This window comes from Paraliobacillus zengyii (assembly GCF_003268595.1).
Lineage (GTDB): Bacteria > Bacillota > Bacilli > Bacillales > Amphibacillaceae > Paraliobacillus_A > Paraliobacillus_A zengyii.
In genome coordinates, this window is the sequence record NZ_CP029797.1 from 1,457,496 (window position 1) to 1,482,691 (window position 25,196).

General features: G+C 34.4%; 22 protein-coding genes and 1 pseudogene. 16 read left to right on the forward strand and 7 right to left on the reverse strand.

Annotated elements, in window-relative coordinates:
* The first annotated feature begins 30 nt into the window (after positions 1 to 30).
* Positions 31 to 552: pseudogene (locus tag DM447_RS07430) on the forward strand (cysteine hydrolase family protein).
* Between the two features lie 152 nt (positions 553 to 704).
* Here the strand turns inward: DM447_RS07430 and DM447_RS07435 are convergent.
* On the reverse strand, positions 705 to 1,334 hold the full coding sequence (locus DM447_RS07435) for an alpha/beta hydrolase (RefSeq protein WP_112180611.1): 630 nt from the start codon (positions 1,332 to 1,334) through the stop codon (positions 705 to 707).
* Positions 1,335 to 1,512: 178 nt separating this feature from the next.
* Here DM447_RS07435 and DM447_RS07440 point away from each other — a divergent pair, with 178 nt between their 5' ends.
* The 5 genes from DM447_RS07440 (at position 1,513) to DM447_RS07460 (ending at position 6,495) form a co-directional block, all read left to right on the forward strand.
* The gene (locus DM447_RS07440) at positions 1,513 to 2,211 is read left to right on the forward strand and encodes a hypothetical protein (RefSeq protein ID WP_112180612.1); all 699 of its coding nucleotides are present in this window, start codon (positions 1,513 to 1,515) and stop codon (positions 2,209 to 2,211) included.
* Positions 2,212 to 2,337: 126 nt separating this feature from the next.
* Positions 2,338 to 2,895, forward strand: coding sequence for a tyrosine-type recombinase/integrase (locus tag DM447_RS07445; RefSeq protein ID WP_112180613.1), 558 nt, complete (start codon positions 2,338 to 2,340; stop codon positions 2,893 to 2,895).
* A gap of 16 nt (positions 2,896 to 2,911) precedes the next feature.
* On the forward strand, positions 2,912 to 4,384 hold the full coding sequence (locus tag DM447_RS07450; RefSeq protein WP_112180614.1) for a potassium/proton antiporter: 1,473 nt from the start codon (positions 2,912 to 2,914) through the stop codon (positions 4,382 to 4,384).
* A gap of 106 nt (positions 4,385 to 4,490) precedes the next feature.
* Positions 4,491 to 5,276, forward strand: a complete 786-nt coding sequence (locus tag DM447_RS07455) for an alpha/beta hydrolase (protein WP_112180615.1) — start codon at positions 4,491 to 4,493, stop codon at positions 5,274 to 5,276.
* 139 nt (positions 5,277 to 5,415) lie between these two features.
* Positions 5,416 to 6,495, forward strand: coding sequence for a C45 family autoproteolytic acyltransferase/hydrolase (locus tag DM447_RS07460; RefSeq protein WP_112180616.1), 1,080 nt, complete (start codon positions 5,416 to 5,418; stop codon positions 6,493 to 6,495).
* A gap of 30 nt (positions 6,496 to 6,525) precedes the next feature.
* On the opposite strand, the gene DM447_RS07465 is transcribed toward DM447_RS07460, so the two are convergent.
* On the reverse strand, positions 6,526 to 6,726 hold the full coding sequence (locus DM447_RS07465; protein ID WP_112180617.1) for a cold-shock protein: 201 nt from the start codon (positions 6,724 to 6,726) through the stop codon (positions 6,526 to 6,528).
* Positions 6,727 to 7,024: 298 nt separating this feature from the next.
* On the opposite strand from DM447_RS07465, the gene rlmN reads away from it, so the two are divergent.
* On the forward strand, positions 7,025 to 8,086 hold the full coding sequence (gene rlmN / locus DM447_RS07470; RefSeq protein ID WP_112180618.1) for a dual-specificity RNA methyltransferase RlmN: 1,062 nt from the start codon (positions 7,025 to 7,027) through the stop codon (positions 8,084 to 8,086).
* A gap of 105 nt (positions 8,087 to 8,191) precedes the next feature.
* A complete protein-coding gene (locus DM447_RS07475) occupies positions 8,192 to 8,608 on the forward strand; it encodes a DUF4395 domain-containing protein (RefSeq protein ID WP_112180619.1) in 417 nt (138 codons plus the stop codon).
* Between the two features lie 116 nt (positions 8,609 to 8,724).
* Here the strand turns inward: DM447_RS07475 and DM447_RS07480 are convergent, their stop codons facing one another.
* Complete coding sequence (locus tag DM447_RS07480; protein WP_112180620.1) at positions 8,725 to 10,011, reverse strand: lysine N(6)-hydroxylase/L-ornithine N(5)-oxygenase family protein; 1,287 nt, start codon at positions 10,009 to 10,011, stop codon at positions 8,725 to 8,727.
* 197 nt (positions 10,012 to 10,208) lie between these two features.
* Here DM447_RS07480 and DM447_RS07485 point away from each other — a divergent pair, with 197 nt between their 5' ends.
* The 8 genes from DM447_RS07485 to DM447_RS07520 all read left to right on the forward strand — a co-directional run bounded on the left by DM447_RS07485 (position 10,209) and on the right by DM447_RS07520 (position 19,419).
* On the forward strand, positions 10,209 to 10,655 hold the full coding sequence (locus tag DM447_RS07485) for a GNAT family N-acetyltransferase (protein ID WP_112180621.1): 447 nt from the start codon (positions 10,209 to 10,211) through the stop codon (positions 10,653 to 10,655).
* Between the two features lie 461 nt (positions 10,656 to 11,116).
* Complete coding sequence (locus tag DM447_RS07490) at positions 11,117 to 12,412, forward strand: ABC transporter substrate-binding protein (RefSeq protein WP_112180622.1); 1,296 nt, start codon at positions 11,117 to 11,119, stop codon at positions 12,410 to 12,412.
* A gap of 71 nt (positions 12,413 to 12,483) precedes the next feature.
* Complete coding sequence (locus DM447_RS07495) at positions 12,484 to 13,344, forward strand: carbohydrate ABC transporter permease (protein ID WP_112180623.1); 861 nt, start codon at positions 12,484 to 12,486, stop codon at positions 13,342 to 13,344.
* Complete coding sequence (locus DM447_RS07500) at positions 13,344 to 14,159, forward strand: carbohydrate ABC transporter permease (RefSeq protein ID WP_112180624.1); 816 nt, start codon at positions 13,344 to 13,346, stop codon at positions 14,157 to 14,159. The genes DM447_RS07495 and DM447_RS07500 overlap by 1 nt, the downstream gene beginning before the upstream one ends.
* A 41-nt stretch (positions 14,160 to 14,200) precedes the next feature.
* The gene (locus DM447_RS07505; protein ID WP_112180625.1) at positions 14,201 to 15,217 is read left to right on the forward strand and encodes a LacI family DNA-binding transcriptional regulator; all 1,017 of its coding nucleotides are present in this window, start codon (positions 14,201 to 14,203) and stop codon (positions 15,215 to 15,217) included.
* 94 nt (positions 15,218 to 15,311) lie between these two features.
* Positions 15,312 to 15,980, forward strand: coding sequence for a YesL family protein (locus tag DM447_RS07510; protein WP_112180626.1), 669 nt, complete (start codon positions 15,312 to 15,314; stop codon positions 15,978 to 15,980).
* 68 nt (positions 15,981 to 16,048) lie between these two features.
* Positions 16,049 to 17,734, forward strand: coding sequence for a glycoside hydrolase family 13 protein (locus DM447_RS07515; protein ID WP_112180627.1), 1,686 nt, complete (start codon positions 16,049 to 16,051; stop codon positions 17,732 to 17,734).
* A gap of 20 nt (positions 17,735 to 17,754) precedes the next feature.
* Positions 17,755 to 19,419, forward strand: a complete 1,665-nt coding sequence (locus DM447_RS07520) for a glycoside hydrolase family 13 protein (RefSeq protein ID WP_112180628.1) — start codon at positions 17,755 to 17,757, stop codon at positions 19,417 to 19,419.
* A gap of 65 nt (positions 19,420 to 19,484) precedes the next feature.
* On the opposite strand, the gene DM447_RS07525 is transcribed toward DM447_RS07520, so the two are convergent.
* The 4 genes from DM447_RS07525 to yicI form a co-directional block, all read right to left on the reverse strand.
* Positions 19,485 to 20,306: a carbohydrate ABC transporter permease gene (locus DM447_RS07525; protein ID WP_112180629.1), complete on the reverse strand. Its 822-nt coding sequence runs from the start codon at positions 20,304 to 20,306 to the stop codon at positions 19,485 to 19,487.
* The gene (locus DM447_RS07530) at positions 20,306 to 21,172 is read right to left on the reverse strand and encodes a carbohydrate ABC transporter permease (protein WP_369974622.1); all 867 of its coding nucleotides are present in this window, start codon (positions 21,170 to 21,172) and stop codon (positions 20,306 to 20,308) included. Before DM447_RS07530 ends, DM447_RS07525 begins: the two co-directional genes overlap by 1 nt.
* 127 nt (positions 21,173 to 21,299) lie before the next feature.
* Complete coding sequence (locus DM447_RS07535; RefSeq protein WP_112180630.1) at positions 21,300 to 22,577, reverse strand: ABC transporter substrate-binding protein; 1,278 nt, start codon at positions 22,575 to 22,577, stop codon at positions 21,300 to 21,302.
* 175 nt (positions 22,578 to 22,752) lie between these two features.
* Complete coding sequence (gene yicI, locus DM447_RS07540; protein ID WP_112180631.1) at positions 22,753 to 25,071, reverse strand: alpha-xylosidase; 2,319 nt, start codon at positions 25,069 to 25,071, stop codon at positions 22,753 to 22,755.
* Between the last annotated feature and the right edge of the window lie 125 nt (positions 25,072 to 25,196).

Consider the following 25,196-nt stretch of genomic DNA (forward strand, 5'->3'; position numbering starts at 1 on the left):
AAACGTTCTTTTTTAAGGGAGGAAAAAAGGATGAAAGCACTACTGGTTATTGACGTTCAAAATGGAATGTTTCAAGAAGGTAATAGCGTATATAAAGCTGAACGATTATTACAAAACTTAAAAAGTTTAATAGCAAAAGCACGCTATGCTAAAACACCTATTTTTTATATACAACATAATGCACCTGTTGGCAAGCCCTTAGAATATGGTACAAAAGGTTGGGAGATTCATTCTGAAGTCACGCCAAACACGGAAGATATAATCATTCAAAAAACTACTCCAGATTCATTTTTAAATACGTCTTTAGAAGCTGAATTGAAAAAACATAGGATTGAACATTTAATAATTGCAGGCATTCAAACAGAAGTTTGTATTGATACAACTTGCAGAAGAGCATTTAGTATGGATTACAAAGTCAGTTTAGCATCAGATGCACACAGTACTTGAGATTCACAAGACATCAACGCTAAACAAATCATAAATCATCATAACACCGTATTACGTTGGTTTGCAGATGTTTACTCAAGCAAAGATATTACTTTTGATAGTTGATTGTAAAGAAAATATACATACAAAGCTTTTTCAAGAGCGACGGCAACTAATGTGGCGGTCAATTAGAATGGATTAACTGTTTAGCATTCTTCCTCAAGTTATTCATCTCTAATTTTATATTTATTTTCACAAGTATAAAAGTTAAAAGTAATTTAAAATTTTTCTATATCAGTTACTACGTCTTTTAAAGTATCTATTGACTTAGCTATGTCTTCTTCATGGTCAAGACTATGATTAACCCCAGGAATTAATTTTGAAGTAATATTTTTATTTGTTCTTATTTTATTGAACTTTTCCTCTGTATAGAAACGATCTCTGTCACCCATAAAACACAAACCTTTGTTTTTGCTATCAACCATAGTTGTAAAAACCTCATCTAAATCTAATAGAGGTGTTTTAGCATTCTCGAAAATAGTTCTTTTCAATTCAGAACTCATTGCAATGGTTCCTATGGATTTACCAATAATATAAAAATTTATATACGAGTTAGTGTTGAGTATCTTATCTATGACTAATTTCGAATCACTTTTAACCGCTTCATATAATTCATTTTGAGAGAAATTGTTATAAAACGGATCACTATAAGAATAATTAACCGCTAAGATGTCTTTATTTTTATTGAAAAATACTCCAGTAGAATAATGAAAAATTGGACTGTTAGCCGTATAACCAGCACCTGGAAGTATTATCACTAAATCGTGTGAAGAATCAGTTTTTCCGTATAAAGTATAAGGTATATTCTTTCCTTTATAACCCTCGATACTTTCATTAATGTATTTCATTGTTATTCCTCCTTGTATAAAGTCAATATATCTTTGCACTTCCATTTTATCAGAGTTCCAAGAGTAAGCTATAAAGAAATTTTTTGGTAAATTTCTCTGTTAATACCCTTTCAAGCTACAAAATATGCTAAAGTAACTATAGAAGTAATGAGCGGAAAATGGTTTTTGGGGGAAAGTTATGAATAAGTTTCGGATTGTTTTTATTGGTCTATTATTAATTCTAATGATTGGCGTAATTGTGCCACTCGTATTAAGTGGTCAACCAGGTCAACAAGAAGCTAAAAATGATGTTGAAGAAGACGTTGAATTAAGTGATAGTAAAAGTGGAAAGACAATAAAATTAGCACAAGATATAAATAGAGGAATTGTTTTAAAAGAAACAATTGAGATTGAAGAGACTGAGAACGAAGAGGATGACTTAGAAGAGGAAAAAGAAGAAGAGCTGGCAGAGTTAGAATTAGATCAGACGGATGAAGATAGTACAGAAGTCGCGGAGGAATCAACGGTTGCAACACAAGATCAGACTAATTATAGTAGTAGCACTGGCGCTGGTTCTAACAATAGCTCTAGTTATTCTAGTACATCAAGTAATAGCACTGAAACAAAATCAGAAAGTGTAGCGACAAATAAAGAAACTACTAGTAAGACAGATGATGAAGATGAAAAGAAAAAAGAAGTGGCAGAAGAAGAAGCTAAAAAAGCAGAAGAAGAAGAAGAAGAAAAAATAGCAAAAGAAAAAGAAGCGAAAGAGGAAGCAGCACAAGCGGAGAAAGAAGCTGAGGAAAAAGAAAAAGCAGAACAAACACAAGAACAACAAGATTTAGAGGAACAAATTGAAAAAGAAGCAGAAGAGTTAGATGAAGAACCAAAAGGATAAAATACTTATAAGTAAAGCATGGGGTGCATTTCTCCATGCTTTTTTTATTTGATTAAAGCATATGAATTTAATGTTACATAAATATACGTTATAATTATATTATGTAACATAAGGTGGTGTGATAATATGCATACTGTACAACCAATAAAACGAATAGATCAACTAGAAGCAATGAAACAAATTTTACATAAACGCTCAAAACGTGATTATTGTTTATTTTTAATAGGTATTAATACAGGTATGCGAATCTATGATTTGATTAACATTCGTGTAGATCAAGTTATGAGTCAGGCAAATGAAATTCATCCTTATATACAAAAATCAAGCTATCTTGATCCACCTATTTATTTTAACCAATCTCTACAAGCATTAATTCATGAAGTAATAGAAAAGTCAGATCTTAAAAGAGAAGATTTTCTGTTTAAATCACGCAAATCAAAAGCTCCAATAACACGTCAACAAGCATATCGTATCATTCATTATGCGGCAGAAGAAGCTGGAATAGATGAACCAATTGGTATGCACACACTTCGAAAAACGTTCGGTTATCATGCTTATACAAATGGCATTGCAATCTCCCTTATAAAAAAACGTCTACAACATCAAACAACAACTGAAACTCGGCATTATCTCGGTATTTCAAAAATAGACAGTTCTGAAGTAAAACTTGATATTAATTTATAGAAAGGAGAAATAATTCATGATTAATGGAATTTTTCAGACAGACTCACTTATTTTATTATTCGCAACCTTATTTATCTTAGGTGTAGTTACTACCAAATTATCTTCTCGATTTGGTGTTCCAGCATTAGTATTATTTATTGTGATTGGGATGGTAATGGGTAGTGATATATTAGGACTTATTTATTTTGATAATGCGCAAACAGCACAAATAATTGGTGTGTTCGCTCTAATCATTATTTTATTTGAAGGTGGTTTACAAACAAATTGGAGTGATCTGAAACCAGTAATGAAGCCATCATTGTCATTAGCAACGCTCGGTGTCGTACTTACATCAGCGATTGTAGCGGTGGCTGCAAAATACATACTACAAATTGATTGGACTCTTGCAATGCTATTTGGGGCGATTGTTGGATCTACGGATGCGGCAGCAGTTTTTGCTGTATTAAAAGAACAACCGATAAAGAAGAGAATTGGAACAACACTTGAGGCCGAATCTGGATCAAATGACCCAATGGCTGTTTTCTTAACAGTTGCAATGATTGAATTAATAACGAATCCTAGTACAAATATTTTTTGGTTAATCATAACATTCTTTTTACAAATTGGTCTTGGACTACTTCTTGGCTTGTTATTAGGAAAAATTGCGGTCATGGCAATAAATAAGATTAACTTAGATTCAAGTGGTTTATACCCGATTTTTGCTATTTCTTTCGCACTATTAACATATGGTTTAACCTCTGCTTTAAATGGAAGTGGCTTGTTAGCTGTGTATGTATTAGCCATCGTTATGGGAAATGCTGAAATTGCCTATCGCTTTTCTGTATTCCGTTTCTCTGAAGGTTTTGCTTGGATGATGCAGATTCTAATGTTTGTTATTTTAGGATTACTCGTTTTCCCATCTGAACTATTTCAATGGAACATCATCTTCCAAGGTGTAACGTTATCGATTATTTTAATGCTGATTGCACGTCCAATTGCAGTGGCTATTTCAACTATCTCTATGCATTATACAAAGAAAGAACTAATCTTTTTATCATGGGCGGGTTTGAAAGGTGCAGTACCAATTGTTTTAGCAACCTTTCCTTTACTTGCTGGAGTGGAAGGTAGTCAGCAAATTTTCAATGTTGTCTTTTTTATTGTACTAACGAGCTGTCTTATTCAAGGGACGACAATAGCTCCTTTGGCCCAAAAATTAGGATTATTTGGTCCTAAGAAAACAACTCCGATTCATACGTTAGAGTTGATATCATTAGGAAAAGCTAATGCTGAAATGATTGAGTATGAAATAGAAGAAGATGCTGAAATTGTTGGTAAAACATTAAACGATATTTCCTTTCCGAAAGACACACTCGTGAATGCGATAATTAGAGAGGAACAGCTAGTTACACCAACAGGTGATACAGTAATTTCAGCTGGTGATTTTCTTTATATGCTAACATCCCGTTCAAGTAAAAAATCGTTACGATTGTTATTGAGAAGAAAATCTTAAACATCTAGTGAAATTATCGAAAAAGAATTATAAATAGCGTGTGCGTGTTTTTCCAAAATGTTCTATACTAGAGTAGTAAAAATCTTTAGGAAAAGGACTGATATCAATGGCACGTATTACATGTGATTTTTTTTCCGAAACACTTATGTTAAATACATCGATGACAGTAATTTTACCAGAGCAAACAGCTAATCAAATAGGCATGCAAAACAATAAAAGACAGGACCAAAAGCATCCAACGCTTTATCTATTGCATGGGCTTAGTGATGATCATACAATCTGGACGCGTCGTACTTCGATTGAACGTTATGTAGCTGAATTAGGAATAGCGGTAGTAATGCCAAATGTTGATCATAGTTTTTATACCGATATGACGTATGGCAAAAATTATTGGACATTTATATCAGAAGAGTTGCGTAGGATTGCGCGCTCGTTTTTTCCATTATCTGACAAACGAGAAGATAATTTTATTGCCGGATTATCTATGGGTGGTTATGGAGCAATGAAATGGGCTTTAAATAAACCGGATCAATTTGCAGCGGTAGCAACGTTATCTGGTGTATTAGATATTGCTAGTCATGTTGCTAATCAACAAGAACCTAATCCAATGGCTGCAACATTATATAACGCTTATGGAGACCAGGATTTAAAGAGAACGATGCATGATGTGTTGGATTTAATCAAGAAAATAGATGCCTCAGATGGTGAGAAACCTAAAATCTATCATGCGTGTGGCACAGAGGATTTCTTGTATAATGATAATTTACTATTTAAAGAAGTTTGTGATCAAACTGATTTAGATGTCGTTTCAACTTTTGATAGTGGTTCACATGAGTGGGGGTATTGGGATTATCATATCCAACGTGTATTGAAATGGTTACCTTTAAAATAATTTAATACATATAAACTTTTTATTAGCTGATCCAACTAGTTTATATGAGAGCGTCTAACTTATTAGTTAGATGCTTTTTTGGATATAATACCCAAAGGGCTTTCTTACATAAATAGACTAGAGAAAGAAGGGATACTGTTTGAAACAGATTTATAGCGACATGATTGAATTTAGAGGTTCTCATTATGATTTTGGTCTAATACAAGCGAAAGAATTAAAGGATTCTTTATATATTAAAAATCGTCTAAAACAGTGGAAAACAAGAAAACCGCGTTTTTCAATTGATATAGAGGAAGCAAAAACGGCGATTAAATCAATTTCACCAAAAATATGGTTTGAACTAGAAGGTCTTCGGGATGGTTTAGAATGGCCAATCGAAAAAGTTCTGCATGAATTTGGTGGATATCGGCTTGATTATGAACGTTCCGGTTGTTCTGTAATGACAGGTGATGGCTATCTTGTACGTAACTATGACTATCATCCAAAAACATATGATGGTCGTTTTGTCTTTTATCAACCTGTTGATAAAGGGTATGCGACGATGGGCGCGAGCCAGCGAATTACAGGTCGTTCTGACGGTATTAACGAAAAGGGCTTAGTGATGGGTTATAATTTTATGCACCGAAAAAAGCCAGGTGAAGGTTTTATTTGTGGTATGATTGGTCGTTTTGTTTTAGAAACATGTGCGACCGCCTTGGAAGCAATAGCGTTACTAAAAAAAATACCGCATCGCCATTCATTTAGCTATATTCTGTATGACAAGATTGGAAAAACATATGTTGTAGAAGCAACACCTCGTAATGTATTTGTTAGAGAATCAACAATATGTACCAATCATTTTAAGACAATGGAAGAGGAGAATCGTCATTATTTAGTTGATTCTAAACGGAGAGAAATGATACTTGCAAAAGAAGCGGATTCAGGATTAAGTGCAAAGCAAGCATTTCAGTTATTAAATGGTCGTCAGCGTGGAATTTTCTCGGATGAATATCGTAATTGGGCAGGAACGATACACACTACTGCTTACTTTCCAAATGATTTAAAGGTATGGATAGCACTTGGTGCTGATCAAGATCCAACAGAAGTAGACTTTGAAAAGTGGTTACAAGGGATAGTGCTGTCCATAAATCATGTTACAGGTGAGGTTGATACAGCTATACCATTTGCACATATGGATGAAGGAGCACATTGGCAACACAAAAAAAACGAACCAGATTAATCTGGTTCGTTTTTTATTTAATAGCTGTTATTAGTTTTTTTCAACGTTAGCAGCTTGTGGTCCACGGTTGCCTTCTTCGATGTCGAATGTTACAGTTTGACCCTCTTCAAGTGTCTTAAAGCCTTCGCCTTGAATTGCAGAGAAGTGAACGAATACATCGTCTTGTCCTTCTACTTCGATAAATCCAAAACCTTTGTCTGCGTTAAACCATTTTACTGTTCCTTGTGCCATATTACTTTTCCTCCTAGTGTGGATCGTCCACACAATGTATTACTATTCTTGCTCATGCATCAAAACGAAAACTTTCACGTTGCTAGTTACTTGAAGTGTTTTGTCGAACAAAATAGCTAAGTTCATTATAACAAGTGATTTTCCAAAAAGCAATGTTTTGTAAGAAAAAAATAAAAGGAATTTTTCAAAATACAAAGAAATTAATCTTTAATTGGCTATAATACTTGATAGATAGGACGATTGTATGTAGTATAGACAAAGGAGTTTTTTATTAATAAGGTTTAAAAGAGGGGTAACTATGAGCGATAAATATTCCATATATGGATTGACACAAGATAAGCTTACAGAGTGGCTAGTTGACCGTGGGCAAAAAAAGTTTCGGGCATCACAAGTTTGGGATTGGTTGTATAAAAAACGTGTGACAACGTTTGAAGCCATGACAAATCTTAATGAAGAAAGTATCGCTTTATTAAAAGCTAATTTTTATATAGAGTCTTTGACAGAAGATTTAAAACTAGAATCAAAAGACGGAACGATCAAGTTCTTATTTAAACTGGAAGATGGTAACTTGATTGAAACGGTATTAATGCGTTTTTCCTATGGTTTATCGGTTTGTGTCACAACGCAAGTAGGCTGTAATATTGGTTGTACATTTTGTGCAAGTGGTTTACTAACGAAAAATCGTGATCTCTCGGGTGGAGAGATAGTAGAACAAATTATGAAAGTACAACATCATTTAGATAAATTAAATAATGGTGATCGCGTTAGTCATATTGTTATTATGGGAATTGGTGAGCCGTTTGATAATTATGATAATACAATGGATTTCTTACGTGTTGTCAATGACCAACAAGGTCTATCAATTGGTGCAAGACACATTACGTTATCTACAAGTGGATTAGCACATAAGATTCGCGACTTTGCGAATGAGAATTTCCAAGTTAACTTGGCGGTTTCTTTACACGCTCCAAATGATGAACTACGTACACGCATTATGAAAATTAACAAAGCATTCCCGCTTGCGAAGTTAATGGATGCAGTTGATTATTATTTAGAGAAAACAAATCGACGAATTACGTTTGAATATATTTTGCTGAAAGATATTAATGATCATCAAGAAGAAGCTGTGCAGTTAGCAAAACTTTTGAAAAATAAACGCCATTTATCCTATGTCAATTTGATTCCATATAATCCTGTTGAGGATAACCAATATGATCGTAGTGAAAAAGATGCCATCGTATCTTTTTATGAAACACTATTAAATGCTGGAATCAACTGTGGTGTTCGTGTTGAACAAGGTTCCGATATTGATGCAGCATGTGGACAATTACGTAGTAAGCAAATGAAAAAGGCCAATTAATAGTAACCACACTTCGAAGTTTAAAGAAGTGTGGTTTTTTTTAAACCATAATGCTTTATTCCGATTAAACAAGTGTGTATAATAAGAATAAAAGGGGATGAAGAGATGACTATTCCAAAACCATTAGTCCAATTAAATCAATCTTTCATCGTTACTACCGTTATCATCGCATTAATCTTCGTTAAGTCGCTGTTACTTTTACCATTTATAATTGGCGTATATACATTAGCTACAAAACAAAACCCAATTATTCTTTTTGGCAAAATGTTTTTAAGAAAACCAGTAACTAGCTATCAACAAGAAGATAAGGAACAGCAAATCTTCAATCAATGGATAGCAACGATATGTTTAGGAGTATCGCTCTTATTTTTTACTATTAATTTAAATGTTTTAGGATATGTTTTTAGTCTCATGGTTGTATTAGCTGCAGGAATTGCTTTAATGGGATACTGCATTGGTTGTACAATTCGTTATCGCTATATGATGTGGAAATATAATCGTTCCAAAAAACAGTCTGCTTAACTGACATGTTATTGAAAATATGTCTAAATATATAAAGAAAAGGCCAAATCACTAGTGATTTGGCCTTTTCTTTTGCATGTTTCCCACTAGAGTTTAACCATTATTATTGCTCCAGTTTAGAATTGAGTGAATGTATTTTTACGTACATGTGGATAAACTTCTCGGCCCGCAATGGTATTTATGATTTGAATATTACGGTCTACCGCTAATCCTAGATTTGTCGCTCCGGTACCATGTGAATGTTCTAAATTTGTTACTGTGAAGAAGCGAGCTGGTTGCTCCTGTTTAAAAACAAGTTGATAATCTCTTGTTACTTGATAATGTTTATCATCTTCCCAAACAATTTTATCTTTAAAACGTTCAAAGAACCAAACAGGTATATTGGGTTTGTACCCAGTAGCTAGTATGATTTTATTACTTGTATAAGTGGATTGTTTATCCTCTTGCCATTGATGACACAACAATTGATAGTTTTTATCTTTTGCTGTGATACGCTTTATTTCTGTAAGTGGCTGAATGGTGACGTTTGGGTTATTGCCTCCGACCGATTGATGATAAAGCAGTTCATAAATCTTATGTAAAGTAGACTGATCAATACCCTTCCGTAGTTGACTCAGTTCATCCAATGCCTTCATTCGTTCTTTATAAGATAGGGCATGAAAATAATCTACATAATCGGGCGTGAATACTTCTTGTCCAATTTTCGATGCATCTAATTGAAACAAACCAGCAGATCGAGTGATCCATGAGAGATGATAGTGATGGAATTTCTGTTCATGAAGCAAATCATAAAAAACCTCTGCAGCGCTTTGACCTGAACCGATAATCGTAATTGATTTTGCAAGTTGGGTTTCTGATTTGTAGTCTAAATAATTATTCGTATGATAGACATCTGCTGAAGATAAGTTTTCCGTACCCTCTAGAACAAGTGGCTTACTTCCTGTTCCCAACACGACATGTTTTGCTTGATAACATTTCACTTTGTCCTCATTCCAATGCTTCACTTTAACAATGTAATATGTATGATGATCTATCACATCAATCACTTCAGAGTGAAAGTAACAATTTGGTAATTGCTCAGCTACCCAGCGTCCATAGGAATCATATTCTTGCCTTGGTATAGTGAATTTCTGAAAAAAGTAAAAGGGATAAAGCCTATTTTGCGCGTGCAAGTAATTTAAAAATGTGTATTGGCTTTTGGGATTAGCGAATGTTACAAGATCGGCAAGAAACGAAACTTGTAAGTCTGTCCCATCGATTAGCATCCCAGGATGCCAGTGAAATTCAGGCGTTTGATCGAAAAATAGCGCATCTAATTCTGACTGTTCATCTATGAGTGCTGCTAATCCAAGATTATAGGGGCCGATACCAATGCCAATAAAATCTAAGGTAGTAGTTTGCATCCGGAAAACCTTCTTTCATTTATAAGTATAATATTTATATACCCGTAACGTTATGTGATCAATCAAACGTCGCTTAATAATTATATATAGTCACATGAAGCAGCGTTCGTAAAATGTAATCATGATTTTAAACCACTATCGTTGGATATTTATGTTAATATTAATTCACCAAAAGATTATCAGGGAGGAATTTGAATATGGAGATCTATCAAGCCACGAGTGAAGATTTAGAAGGAGTAGCAAATTTATTTAATGATTATCGTGTATTTTATCAACAAAAATCAGATATAGAAGGTGCTAAGTCTTACATTAAAAAACGTTTAGAAACCAAGGATTCTGTTATATTTATTGTGAAAGCTAAACAAAAATATCTAGGATTCACACAACTATATCCGACATTTTCTTCCATATCTATGGCTAGAGCGTGGATTTTAAATGATTTGTTTGTAGATGGAGAAGCAAGAAAGCAAGGTATAGGAGAAATGCTTTTGCAAAGGGCGAAAGAGTTTGTCAGTGAAACAGGTGCTAAAAGTATAAGCCTGAGTACAGCGCCAGATAATTATTCGGCTCAAAGGTTATATGAAAAAAATGGTTACATACGTGATACGGAATTTTATCATTATGAATTAATTTTGACTAAGTAACTGTTTGAGACGTTATCCAATAAAATAGACCAATATAAAATAGTAAAACCTGATTTCAATTTTTGGTGAGAAATCAGGTTTTACTATTGAAAGCTTGATTGGATTCAATAGTCATTTAGAGATGAATTAATGTCTGGATCAATAAATTGTGCATACGTTTGCTTTAAAATCCATATATATTAAAGTTAAAGGAGGAAGCATTGTGATACGTGAGCCAGTTCCCCACAAGTTCGTTATGAAATAATAGGATAAAAAAAGCCAATTAATTATTAATGTAAGCGTTTAAATTTTTTTAAAAAGTTATTGCTTTATAAAAAGGCCTATGGTATTGTTTGTTTATACAAGTTAATGCAAACGATTGCTTAAATTGAATAACAAAGCAATTAATGCAAGGGAATCACAAAATTCTACATTAATTTGTAAAACGCTTTCTTTAATAAATAATAAAGGGGAGATTTACAATGAAGAACAAAAAATTTCTGTTTTTATCTCTAGCTTTCGTATTAAGTATTTTGCTAGCTGCTTGCGGGTCCGAAGATAGTAGTTCTGGTGACACGGAAACAGCAGAAGGAGATAAAGTAAGTATTGAGATATTCCAAGGGAAAGTAGAGTTTAAAGATCAATTCGAAGATTTAGTCGCTAAGTATGAAGAAGAAAACCCAAATGTTTCAATTACAGTTGAAACTGTAGGTGGGGGAACTGATTATGCGCCAGTGCTAAAGTCAGCATTTTCTTCGGGTGATGCACCAGATATTTTTAATGTTACTGGTCCACAGGATGTAATCGATTATAAAGAATACTTAACAGACCTTTCTGATACAGCAGCAGCTCAGGCCGCTCTTGAGGGTACACTGACGGCAGTTACAGATGGTGATCAAATTCTTGGCTTACCATTTAATCAAGAAGGCTATGGTTTAGTTTATAATAAACGAATTTTTGAAGAAGCAGGTGTTAATGCAGAGGAGATACTCACTTTTGAAGATTTAGAAGAGGCTGTCAAAACAATCGATGGTATGAAAGAAGAACTAGGCATAGAAGGTGTGTTTGCATTACCTGGTAAAGAAGCATGGGTTATGGGTGATCATTTAGCAAATGCGTTTTTAGCACCTGAATTTAATAATGATATTATGGAAGCGTTTAATGCTGAAACAGTAACATTTGAAAGAGGAGATGAAATGAAGCGTTTCCTTGATTTACAAGCTGAATATTCTGTTGGACCTGTTTTAAGTCTAGATTATTCACAACAAGTCGAAGAGAACTTTTCGCTTGAACGTGTAGCGATGATTCAACAAGGTAACTGGGTTTACCCATCTGTCCAACAAATGGATGAAGAGTTAGCGCAAAACATTGGTATGTTACCAATTCCAGTTGAGGGATTAGAGGGACGCCTTCCAGTTGGCGTACCAAATAACTGGGCAGTTAATAATGAAGGTTCAGAAGCGGAAATTCAAGCATCTAAGGATTTCTTAGATTGGATGTATACATCTGAAGAAGGAAAGAGAGCAGTATTAGAAGACTTTAAATTCATTCCAGCTTATGAAGGTTATGATACAGAGATGATCTCAGATCCACTTTCAAAAGACGTCTATACGTATTCTGAAGCAGGTAATACAATTGGATGGATCTTCGGCGGATATCCAAGTAATCCATGGGGTACAGACGTAATGGGATCAAACATGCAACGTTATTTAGCTGATGACATGACATGGGAAGAAGTAGTAGAAGATTCGATTGCTAAATGGGAAGAAAAGAGATAGGTAACTAACATATAGAATCAAGCGATGTATATACATCGCTTGATATTTTCATACAAACGGAGGGGATCAACATGCGAAATCGTGATCTAGCTTTTTGGTTATTTTTAACACCTGTTTTATTAGGGTTAGGTTTAGTGGTAATTGTTCCATTGATTTATGGTACGATATACTCCTTTACGAATTGGAATGGTTTAACAGCTGATAAATTTGTTGGATTAGAACATTACATTAATCTATTTCAAGATAAAGGTTTTTTAAACTCGATTTGGTTCACGATAAAGTTTTCGGTTGTAACGGTATTTTTACTTAATTTTTTTGGTTTAAGCTTAGCATTACTTGTAACACGAAAACTAAAGTCTGCTAATTTTTTACGAACAATCTTTTTTATGCCTAACTTAATTGGTGGTTTAATACTAGGTTTTATCTGGCAGTTTATTTTCGTTAGTGTATTTGATGATGTCGGACAATTATTAGGAGTTGAAAGTTTACAAGGTTGGCTAGCGACAACTGCTACCGGTTTTTGGGGCTTAGTTATTTTAACTGTATGGCAAATGTCTGGTTATATTATGATTATTTACATTGCTTATTTACAAAACATTCCAAATGAATTAATCGAATCCTCTAAGATAGATGGTGCAAATAGTTTCCAACGTTTCAGAAGTATTACGTTTCCATTAGTTGCTCCAGCTTTTACAGTTAGTATGTTCTTGACACTATCAACATCATTTAAAATGTATGATCAAAACTTATCATTAACAAATGGTGGACCATTCGAATCAACGCAAATGGTAGCGATGAATATTGTTCGGACAGCATTTGGAGCTAATGAAATGGCTTATGGACAGGCTAAAGCAGTCGTATTCTTCATTATTGTAGCGGTAATTTCATTAACACAAGTGTATTACAACAAGAAACGGGAGGTTGACATGTAATGAAGCATAAGAGAAAAAAATATCTTGGAGAAATAGTAGCAGTATTACTTGGTTTAATCTGGCTTTCCCCGTTTTATTTAATGCTTGTTAATGCATTTAAATCAAAAAGAGAAATCTTTACTGATGTTTTAGGTTTACCAGAAGGTCTAGAAACAACCAACTTTGTTGAGGCGTTTGTTGATTTAGACTTTATTAACTCCTTAATGAATTCGTTAATTGTGACAGGTGTAAGTATTGCCATTATTGTGTTTTTCTCTTCTATGGCAGGTTATGCTTTAGCGCGAAATAAAAGTAAACTAAGTGGACTGATTTTGCTTCTTTTTGTTGGTGCGATGTTAATCCCGTTCCAATCTGTAATGATTCCATTGGTTGCACTATTTGGGAAGGTTGAATTGCTAAATCGCTTTGGACTCGTTTTCATGTACTTGGGTTTTGGTTCTAGTTTATCTATTTTCTTATACCATGGTGCAATGACTGGAATTTCACGCTCACTAGATGAGGCAGCGATTATCGATGGTGCAAATAAATTCCAAACATTTCGTTATATTATCTTTCCGTTATTAAAACCAATCTCGATGACAGTTGGTATTTTAAATGTCATATGGATCTGGAATGACTATCTCTTACCATCTCTTGTGTTAAGTGAGAGTAATGCGACGATCCCATTGAAAATGTTCTATTTCTTTGGTCAGTATACAAAACAATGGCATTTAGCCTTAGCTGGTTTAACGATTGCTATTATTCCAGTAGTTATTGGTTATTTCTTCGCACAGAAACAAATCATTGCAGGAGTAGCAGAGGGTGCTGTAAAATAACAGTATTAACTAATTGAATTTAGTAGTAAGTAGGTGAAGAGATGGCAGTTACAATAAAAGATGTAGCTAAAGAGGCGAATGTGGCAACTTCAACGGTTTCACGTGTTATTTCAGATAGTCCTAATATTAGTGAAAAAACAAAGCGAAAAGTACGCAAAGTAATGGAGGAAATGGGTTACTATATTAATTTAAACGCGCGTGTTTTAGTACAACAGTCTACACAAAACATTGGAATTGTGATGAAAAACTCAACGATTGAGTCCTTGCATGATCCATTCTTTCCAGTAGTGTTACAAGGTATTAGTTCTTATGCGAACAAGCAAGACTTTAGTATTAGTATAACTACCGGTGATACCGAAGAAGCGATTTTACATGATGTAGAGAAGATGGTGCAAGGGAAACGTGTAGATGGCATGGTGGTTACTTATTCGAAAGAGAATGATAAGGTAGTACCCTATTTATTAAAATGTGGAATTCCCTTTGTAGTAGTTGGTAAGCCAGTTGTACACACAAACGAAATCATGTACGTCAATAATGATAATGTTCTAGCAGCAAAAGATGCGACAGAACACCTTATAAAATTAGGACATGAAAAAATAGCCTTTATTGGTGGAGATAATGAATTCGAAGTTTCCATTTCAAGATTAAGAGGTTACCAAGAAACAATGCAATTACATGCACTCAAGCTGAATGAATCATACGTTAAAGAAGCGCCAAGTTCGGATTGCATAGAAAGAATTGTTACTGAATTGTTAGCATTGCCAGATCGGCCAACCGCTATTATAGGAACAGATGATTTAACTTCGTTGCATATTATGTCTGTATTAAGAAAAAAGCATGTCCATGTTCCAGAAGACATTAGTTTGATTAGCTTTAATAATACGATGGTTGCACAATTATCGAACCCTAGTTTAACATCAATTGATACGAATGTTTTTCAACTTGGCTATGAAGCGGCGCGTTGTCTAATTGAGGAGATTAAAGAACGGTCAACCTATGCAAAAAGTGTCATTATACCAACTAAGATAGAGATAAGAGATTCCACTGCACCTATTTAAAATAAAGGCAATTTTTTTTAATAGATAAAGCAAACGTTTGCTTATGATTTGCATAAAAGTGTCATGATGTAGGTGATTAAAGGAGTAGAGACTTATGAATACAATGATGAGCGGACTTTTCAGAATAACGGAATGGATTATGCGATTTTCGGTCGTAAATCTATTATGGCTAGCCTTTAATTTGCCAATTGTTTTGTTACTAGTAAGTGCAATCTATACAGAAGGAGCCTTTCCGTACTTCTTTTATATACCAATCATAATCCTCGCGCCATTTCTTTTCTTTCCAGCAACAACAGCGATGTTTGCAATGGTAAGAGATTGGATTATGGAACAAGAACAAAAATCTCTTATTAGTAGCTATTGGAAGTATTATCAGACAAATTATAAAAACAGTTTGATTAGTGGTTTAGTATTAACGTTGATTTGGACGGTCCTAATTGTTGACTTTTATTTCTTCCAGCAGACAAATGTTATTTTATTTTTCACATTTATCTTATTTGGGATTGTTTTATATGTCTATACACTTATCTTTTTCGCAGTACTTGTGCACTATGACATTGCGTTAAAAGCAGTGTTTAAAAATTCCTTTTTACTCACATTAGGCAGTCCAATTCTTTTTCTTGCGGTACTAGTTACCAGTGTAATTATTTTATATGTAAGTATTAATGGCTTACTTTTTTTATTTCTATTCTTTACTGGTAGTTTGATCGCTTTTATTACCTTCTCAGCATTTTACCGTCTATATATGAATTTGAGTAAATAATATAGAGAGAAATAAGGTAATTAATTTTGTGAAAATCATTCCCAATAATAAAATTTTGGAGGGGTTAGATGCCTAAACAATGGTGGAAAGAAGCAGTAGTTTATCAAATTTACCCAAGAAGTTTTAACGACAGTAATAAAGATGGTATTGGTGATTTAAAAGGTATTACAGAGAAACTTGATTATCTTGCAAAACTAGGCATTGAGGTGATTTGGTTATCTCCGGTATATCAATCACCAAATGATGATAATGGTTACGATATTAGTGATTATCGTGCCATCATGGATGAATTCGGTACACTGGAAGATTTTGATGAAATGGTAACGGAAGCTCACAAACGCTCTATAAAAATCATGATGGATCTCGTTGTTAATCATACATCGGATGAACACGAATGGTTTGCCTCTTCACGTTCATCAAAAGACAGCGCTTTCCGTGATTATTATATTTGGAAACCGGCTAAGAAGGATGGAATGCCACCAACAAATTGGGGTGCAGCATTCGGAGGCAGTGTGTGGCAATATGATGAGAAATCGAATGCATACTATCTTCATCTATTTAGTAAAAAACAACCAGATTTAAATTGGGAAAACAAAGATGTCCGTCATGAAGTGTATAGCGTAATGACCTACTGGTTGGATCGTGGTGTAGATGGGTTCCGAATGGACGTTATAAATATGATCTCTAAAGATCAACAGTACCCAGAAGGAGAAATGGTAGAGACTGGTTATAGTGATGGCTCACCATACTATTTGAATGGGCCTCGGATTCATGAATTTTTACAAGAAATGAATCAACAAGTATTAAGTAAATATGACACGATTACGGTAGGTGAGATGCCTGGCGTTAATGCTGAACAAGCACGTTTGTATACTGGTGAGAATCGAAATGAACTAAATATGGTTTTTCATTTTGAACACGTAGATATAGGAAGTGGGAAGTTTGGTAAATGGACGCCACAACCATGGCAACTAACTGAATTGAAAACAATCTTTTCGCGATGGCAAGAAGGTTTAGAAAGAGATGGTTGGAACAGTTTATATTGGAGTAATCATGATCAACCACGAGCTATTTCGAGATTTGCGAATGACTCTGAGGAGTATCGTGAGGTCTCAGGTAAAATGTTGGCAACCTGTTTGCATATGCTAAAAGGTACACCCTATATATATCAAGGGGAAGAGATTGGAATGACGAATGTTGCGTTCGAAACAATTGATTCATACCGTGATATTGAAACAATAAATGCCTATCTAGATTACACAAAGAAAGATCTATTAAGTGAACAAGAAATGATTCAAGCAATTCATGCACGTAGTCGTGATAATGCACGGACGCCAATGCAATGGTCGAATGCGTTAAATGCTGGATTCACCGAAGGGAAACCATGGATTCCGCTTAATCCAAACTATCCATTTATTAATGCGGATAAAGCACAATCAGATTCGAATTCTATTTTTTATTATTACCAACAATTAATAGCATTACGAAAAAAACATCCAGTTATTGTCCATGGCAAATATGAATTATTACTCGATGATGATGAACAAATCTATGCCTATACAAGAAAATGGAAGGAAGACACGTTACTTGTTATCTGTAATTTTTCTAGTGAGTCCGTAAGCTTTCATCTTCCAAAGCACATATCATTTAATGAGAAAAATATATTACTAGCAAACTATGATGTAAGTGAAAAAGATCCAATAGAGAACATTACTTTAAAAGCCTACGAAGCACGAGTGTACAACTTAAGATAAAGGATTAGAGGGGGACGATCATGAATAAGAAGTGGTGGAAAGAAGCAGTAGCCTATCAGATTTATCCAAGAAGCTTTATGGATTCAAATGGTGATGGGATTGGAGATATCCAAGGTGCCATTCAAAAGCTTGATTATTTAAAAAATCTTGGTATTGATGTAATCTGGATGAGTCCAATTTACCAATCACCAAATGATGATAATGGTTACGACATAAGTGATTATCAGGATATTATGGATGAGTTTGGGACAATGGAAGATTTTGATCAATTACTAGAAGAGACACATAAACGAGGGATGAAAATCATTATGGACTTAGTGATAAACCATACATCTGATGAACATCCATGGTTTATTGAATCGCGTTCTTCTAAAAATAATGCCTATCGTGATTATTATATATGGAAAAAAGGTGAAAACGGGAAAGAACCAAATAATTGGGAGTCGATTTTTAATGGATCTGCCTGGGAGTATGATGAAAAAACAAATGAATATTTTATGCATGTATTCTCTAGAAAACAGCCAGATTTAAATTGGGAGAATAAAGCGGTAAGAGATGAATTATACAAGATGGTAAATTGGTGGTTGGATAAAGGTATAGACGGTTTTAGAGTCGATGCCATCTCCCACATAAAAAAAACAGAAGGGTATCCTGATATGCCTAACCCGAATAAGTTAACATATGTACCATCATTTAAAGGACATATGAATCGACCAGGTATTGATACATTTCTTAGTGAATTTGCAGAAAAGACACTCCATCATTATGACATTATGACTGTCGGCGAAGCGAATGGTGTGAAAGTAGAAGACGCTGATCAGTGGGTTGGAGAAACTAAAGGTTACTTTAATATGATTTTTCAATTTGAACATTTAGATTTATGGGGAAAAGGTTCATCGAATGGACTAGATATTCATGCATTTAAAGAAACACTAACCAAATGGCAAACTGGTCTTGATGGAGTTGGATGGAATGCGCTATTTCTAGAAAACCATGATCAGCCAAGATCAGTCTCCACATGGGGAAATGATACTAATTTGCGTCAAACTTCAGCAAAGGCTTTGGCAACCTTATATTTCCTCATGCAAGGCACGCCATTTATCTATCAAGGACAAGAAATAGGCATGACAAATGTTCAATTTGATTCAATTGATGAGTATAACGATATCGCAATAAAAAATCTCTATAAAAAAGAACGAAAAGAAGGGAAATCGCATCAGAAAGTAATGGAAGTGATTTGGAAGAGTGGTCGTGATAATTCGCGGACACCGATGCAATGGTCAAGCGCGAATAATGCTGGTTTTACAACAGGCAAACCATGGCTCAAAGTTAACCCGAATTATGCTGACATAAATGTCGAACAAAACTTAGAAGATCCGAACTCCATCTATCATTATTACAAGAAATTGATCACACTACGACGATCTAGTGAGACGTTACTATATGGTAGCTATGATTTAATAGGAGAAGAACATGACTACGTGTATGCATACACAAGAACACACGATGATAATACCGTATTGATTACAGTGAATTTATTTGAAAGTGAAACAACGATCACGTTACCAGATGAATTTAAAAATAAAGAACGGTCATTATTGCTTAGTAATTATAAGGTTCAGGAAAGCAATACTACAACCTTATCATTACAACCTTACGAAGCGAGAGTGTATCAATTAAAGTAAAAAGTAAAAAGGATCTATCCAACTCTGGATAGATCCTTTTCGTGATTCAACAAACCTTGACAACTTTATTTAACAGCACCATCAGCTATACCTTTAATAATGTACTTTTGTAAGAACATATATAAGATAATTATTGGAATAATCGCTAACACTAACGCAGCTAATGCTAAATGCCATTGTGTTGAATACTCACCAAAGAAATAAAAAGTTTTCAAAGGAATCGTATACATTCCTTCTTTATTTATTACTATGGATGGTAAGAGATAATCATTCCAAAACCAAATTGCATTTAGTACGATAACCGTTACCGTTGTTGGACGTAACATGGGGAGGATGATATAGCGATATACTTGAAATCTATTACATCCATCAATAATAGCTGCTTCATCAAGAGAGGTTGGAATACCCCTTAGAGCCCCAAAGAAGAGGAAAACAGCTAAACTAGACCCTAGCCCTAAGTACATAATGGAAATTCCAAAACGATTTAACATATCGAAAGAACCAAAAATGGATACTAAGGGAATCATAATTGCTTGGAATGGGACCAACATCAAGATTGCAAACAAAAAGTAAATAAGTGTACTCGTTTTCGTTTTCCTTCTAGATAGTGCATATGCTGCCATAGAAGAGAAAATAACAATTAACAATATACTAAAACCTGTTATAAAAACAGAGTTTAAAAAGCTTCTTACGAAATCGAGTTGTATAAAAGCTTCAGGATAATTGGCTACAGTTCCGTCATTAGGTAGTCCTAACGTATTCGTGAAGATTTCTCCTTTTGTTTTAAAGGAGTTGACGATCACTAAATAAAACGGATAAATCCAAATTACTGAAGTTATAAAGCCTAGAAATAAATAGATATATACAGATAGCTTCTGCTGTTTCATTACAAATCGACCTCTCTTTTACGTGTAATATAAATTTGTAAGACAGATATTATTGTAATAATCACCAAAAAGATAACAGCTTTAGCTTGGGCATAACCCATTTCCTGAATTTTAAAAGCTGTATTATAAATGTTCATTGTCGCCATTTCGGTCGAGCTAAAAGGCCCACCAGCAGTTAGTGCCATATTTTGATCATACACTTTAAAGGCATTTGAAAGTGTCAAGAACATACTAATTGTGAATGCTGGTGCAACTAAAGGAAATTTAATCTTCCAAAATTTCTGCCAAGCATTCGCACCATCAATCGTGGAAGCTTCTAATAATTCTTCTGGCACATTATTCAAAAACGATATATAAATAACCATTATATAGCCACTCATTTGCCATACAAATAAGATAACTAAACCCCAAAAGCCGGTATTTGTATCTGATAACCATCCATTAAAGGCATCAATTCCTGTAATTTCTCCTATACTCGCAAAAGCTTTTAAAAAGATAAACTGCCAGATAAAACCTAAAATGATGCCACCTATTAGATTTGGCATAAAGTAAATAGTTCTGAATAAGGTACTAGTGATTTTGCTGAACTTTTGTGTAACTAATAATGCAAAACCAAGTCCTAGTGCGTTAATACCAATTACAGATGCTATTGAAAACCCTGCTGTAAATAGCATACTATCCCAGAATTGTCCATCGCTTATTAATCTTGTATAGTTGTCTAATCCAATAAAGGCAGCAACTTGAAAACCGTTATATTCTGTGAAAGAGTAGTAGATACCTTGAATAAACGGGATGATTATGACAAGTGTAATTGCTAATAAACAAGGAATTAAAAACATCCAATAAGAACTTTTTTTGAAAGTCACGAATATCCAACCTTTCTATTTAACGCATAGTGTCGAAAAAAAGTTCGACTCTATCATTTAAATTATCCTGGTTCAATCGTACGTTAAGTGTGATAAACGGACGATTGAACCAGATTAAAATTTCACTTTATCTCATTTTAGAATAGTTTTCTTTTGTCACTTCTTCAAAGTCCTCCCATGTAATGTCACCATTTAGATACTTTTGAAATTCAGGAAAGAGAGCTGTTGAAAAGAATCCATCTGGATATTGGTTATTTGCCCATACACCAGTTTCACCGTTCATTAGCATTTCATAAATAGTTTTAGATACTTCATCTGCTATTGCATCTGTATCATAGCCTTCATGTGCAGGTATATATTTAAAATCACTCATAATTTTCTCTTGACCATAATCAGAGGTGTACATCCAATCCATAAATGCTTTGGATTCTTCGACAGACGCTTCATCTTTGTCACCGTTTATTCCCCAGAACCAAGAGGGACCTGCAATTATTTTACCTTCAGTATCATCTTCCACATACATCGGTAAGATACCAAGCTTTTCACTTGCAAAGCTCTCATCAATGCTGTCTAAGGATGGGATAATCCAGTTACCTTGATGTATAATAGCAACTTGCCCACCTGCAAACATTTCTTCCACTGATGTACTATAATCTAATGATAATATTGGCTGTGCATTGTATTGATTGAACAAGTCAGTATATTCTTTCATTCTACTTCCGTATTCAAGATCTAATTGTTCAGATTCATAAGCTTCAATTACGCTATTGTTAAATTCAGGTGAAGTAAAATGACTTGAAAATTGACTTACAACCCAATCTTCTTTTCCGCTAAAAGCGAACACGGACTCTAAACCAAGTTCTTCTTTTTGGCTATCGATCGTTTCCACAGCCTCGACAAAATCTTGATAAGAACCTATGCTTTCTGGATCTACTCCAGCTTGATTAAATATATCTTTATTAATCATCCAACTATAACCTTCTATATTTAGAGGGATGCCATAAGGCGTGCCATCCAGTGTTGCCCCCTCTAATGTGCCATCAATTGCAGTCTTAGCAGATTCCATTTCAGATACATCAATTAAATAATCTTGATATTTTGCAACATCAGATAGTCCCCCCAATAAAAAGATATTAGGTTCATCGTTTGATGAAAACTTTGCTTGTAATGCTGATGTTGCGTCTTGTCCGCCACCAACCGTAGTTAAATTAATCTTTACATCGGGATTCTCTTCTTCATATTTTGCTATCATTTCTTCTAGTTGATCTTTTGTTTCTACTTTAATATTAAAAATGGATAGTTCAACTTGATCGTTGTTACCGCTTTCAGTATTTGTCGAACAAGCAGATCCTATTAGTAAAAATACTGTCAGTGTAAAAAATAATCCTATTAATCTTTTTTTCATATTAACCCTCCTAAAAGTAATTACCTTCCAGATTTCAAGTGTATCTATACAAATGTTTATCTACAACATGGCCATTGTCTTACTTACAAGGAAAAAAACTATGAATTGCAGAGGAACCTATCACCTCCTAAATATATTATAATAAGTCAACTTTCATACTAGGGCTATAAAAGATTTACAATACAATATTTAATTCATGTGAACCATGAAGCTTAATTTTTACTTCTCCTGAATCTGTTTCTAACTCCCCGCTTGAAATGGAGCTAATCGTATCATATCCTTTAAGCACAATGGAATAATTTAATTCTTTCATATTCGTTTCAATAGCAATATGCTTACCTTTTTTTATAGCTGTGACGTTACCAATTTGCTTACCATCGAGATTGGTAACAGAGGTTTCTGCTAGTAAGTCATCTTTTAGTTCATAAATTGTAAAAGTAACATTTTCAGCAAATTCATAATCAGGTCGATCATTTTTTTCACCTAAAGCTAAAATCGTGTTCTCCTTAACAAATATAGGCATATCAAGGTAATTATACTTTTTGCTTTGCCAAGAACCGCCTTTTACCACGTTACCAGTTAATAAATGTGTCCAGTTACCATCAGGTAAATAGTACGTACCGACACCTTCCTCATTAAAGATAGGAGCGACTAACAATGAATCACCAAACATATATTGTCGATCAAGTACATGTGTGTTTGGATCTTGAGAAAATTCTAGTAACATAGGTCGCATTACTGGGACACCTGTCAGGTGATTATCAACAGATGTACGATAAATGTAAGGCATTAATTTATTTTTTAATTTAGCAAAGTGTTTCGTCACTGCAACAGCTTCTTCATCGTAAAGCCATGGGACACGATACGAAGAGCTTCCATGTAAACGACTGTGACTAGATAAAAGTCCAAAAGCTGTCCATCGTTTAAATAAGTCTGGGCTTGCTGTATTTTCAAATCCACCTATGTCGTGGCTCCAATAACCAAAACCTGAAAGTGAAAGAGATAAGCCGCCACGTAGGCTCTCAGCCATTGATTCATATGTTGCGTCACAATCACCACCCCAATGAACGGGGAATTTCTGACTTCCAACTGTAGCTGATCTTGCAAAAACCACTGCTTCTTGTTCGCCTTTTTCTTTCTTTAATAACTCAAATACCACTTCGTTATATTTATAGGCATAATAATTGTGCATGCGATCTGGATCAGAGCCATCAAAATATGAAACATCTATTGGTATTCTTTCACCAAAATCAGTTTTGAAGCAATCTACACCCATGTCTAACAGTTCTTTCAGTTTCGATTGATACCATTTACAAGCAGCAGGGTTTGTGAAATCAACAATTCCCATGCCAGCTTGCCATAAATCCCACTGCCATACGTCACCATTATTCTTTTTGATTAGGTAGTCCATTTCAGCTGCTTCATCAAATAATGGTGATTTTTCTGCAATATATGGATTAATCCAAACACAAATCTTTAATCCTTTTGCTTTTAAACGTTGTAACATTGATTCAGGATCTGGGAATGCATCCTCATCCCATTTAAAATTACTCCATTGGAATTCTTTCATCCAAAAGCAATCAAAATGAAAAACACGTAATGGTATATCACGTTCTGCCATCCCGTCAATAAAGTGATTGACAGTTTCTTCATTGTAGTCTGTTGTAAATGAAGTGGAGAGCCACAAGCCAAAAGACCAAGCAGGTGGTAACGCTGGTTTACCTGCTAGTTGTGTATAGTTACGTAATATTCCTTTTGAATTGGTACCGCTTACAATATAATACTCTAGCATTTCTCCCTCAACACTAAACTGTGTTTTGGAAACTGCCTCAGCACCTACTTCAAAACTTACATTTTCCGGATGATTAACTAATACACCATATCCACGATTGCTTAGGTAGAAAGGGATGTTTTTATAGGCTTGCTCTGAGCTTGTTCCACCATCTTCATTCCATATATCAACCGCTTGCCCGTTTCTCACAAAAGGGGTAAAGCGTTCACCTAATCCATAAATATATTCCCCAACATTGAGGTTCAATTGACTGCGGATATAACTTTCTTTCTCTGGTCCTTGAACCCAAGCAATCCCTTTTGTATCTAACTGTGTAAGTTTTTTATCGCCATAATAAAATTGAATAGTAAATGGATCTCGTTCGACTCTTACTTTCATATTTCCACTATGAAAGATGGTTTCTTCTGCTCCATTTTCAGTAGTAAAGTTTAATGGAATCGAATTATCAATTAACTCAAAGTTGGGCGTTTTGTTTTTTGCTCCTTTATGATGCCAGGCTCTTACTCGAATTACATCTTCCAATGGTGAAGATAATTGAATCGTAAGGGAAGAAGTGTTTAATGTATCCCCTCTGTCTTTAATAACTTTACATGGTGCATAAAGTGTTAATATGTCCTTCGTTTCCGATGTATCACGAATAACATATGGATGATTAATCGTAAAACCTTCTTTAGTAAGCCAGTATCCATTCGTAAATTTCATTTTGACACCCCATTCATTTGATATTACGTGTATTGAATTATCTACTTCTTTTCCTAACTTTTTTATATACTTTATATTTATAATTATATTGATATTTTAACTCTTTTTATTGCACTATTCTAATA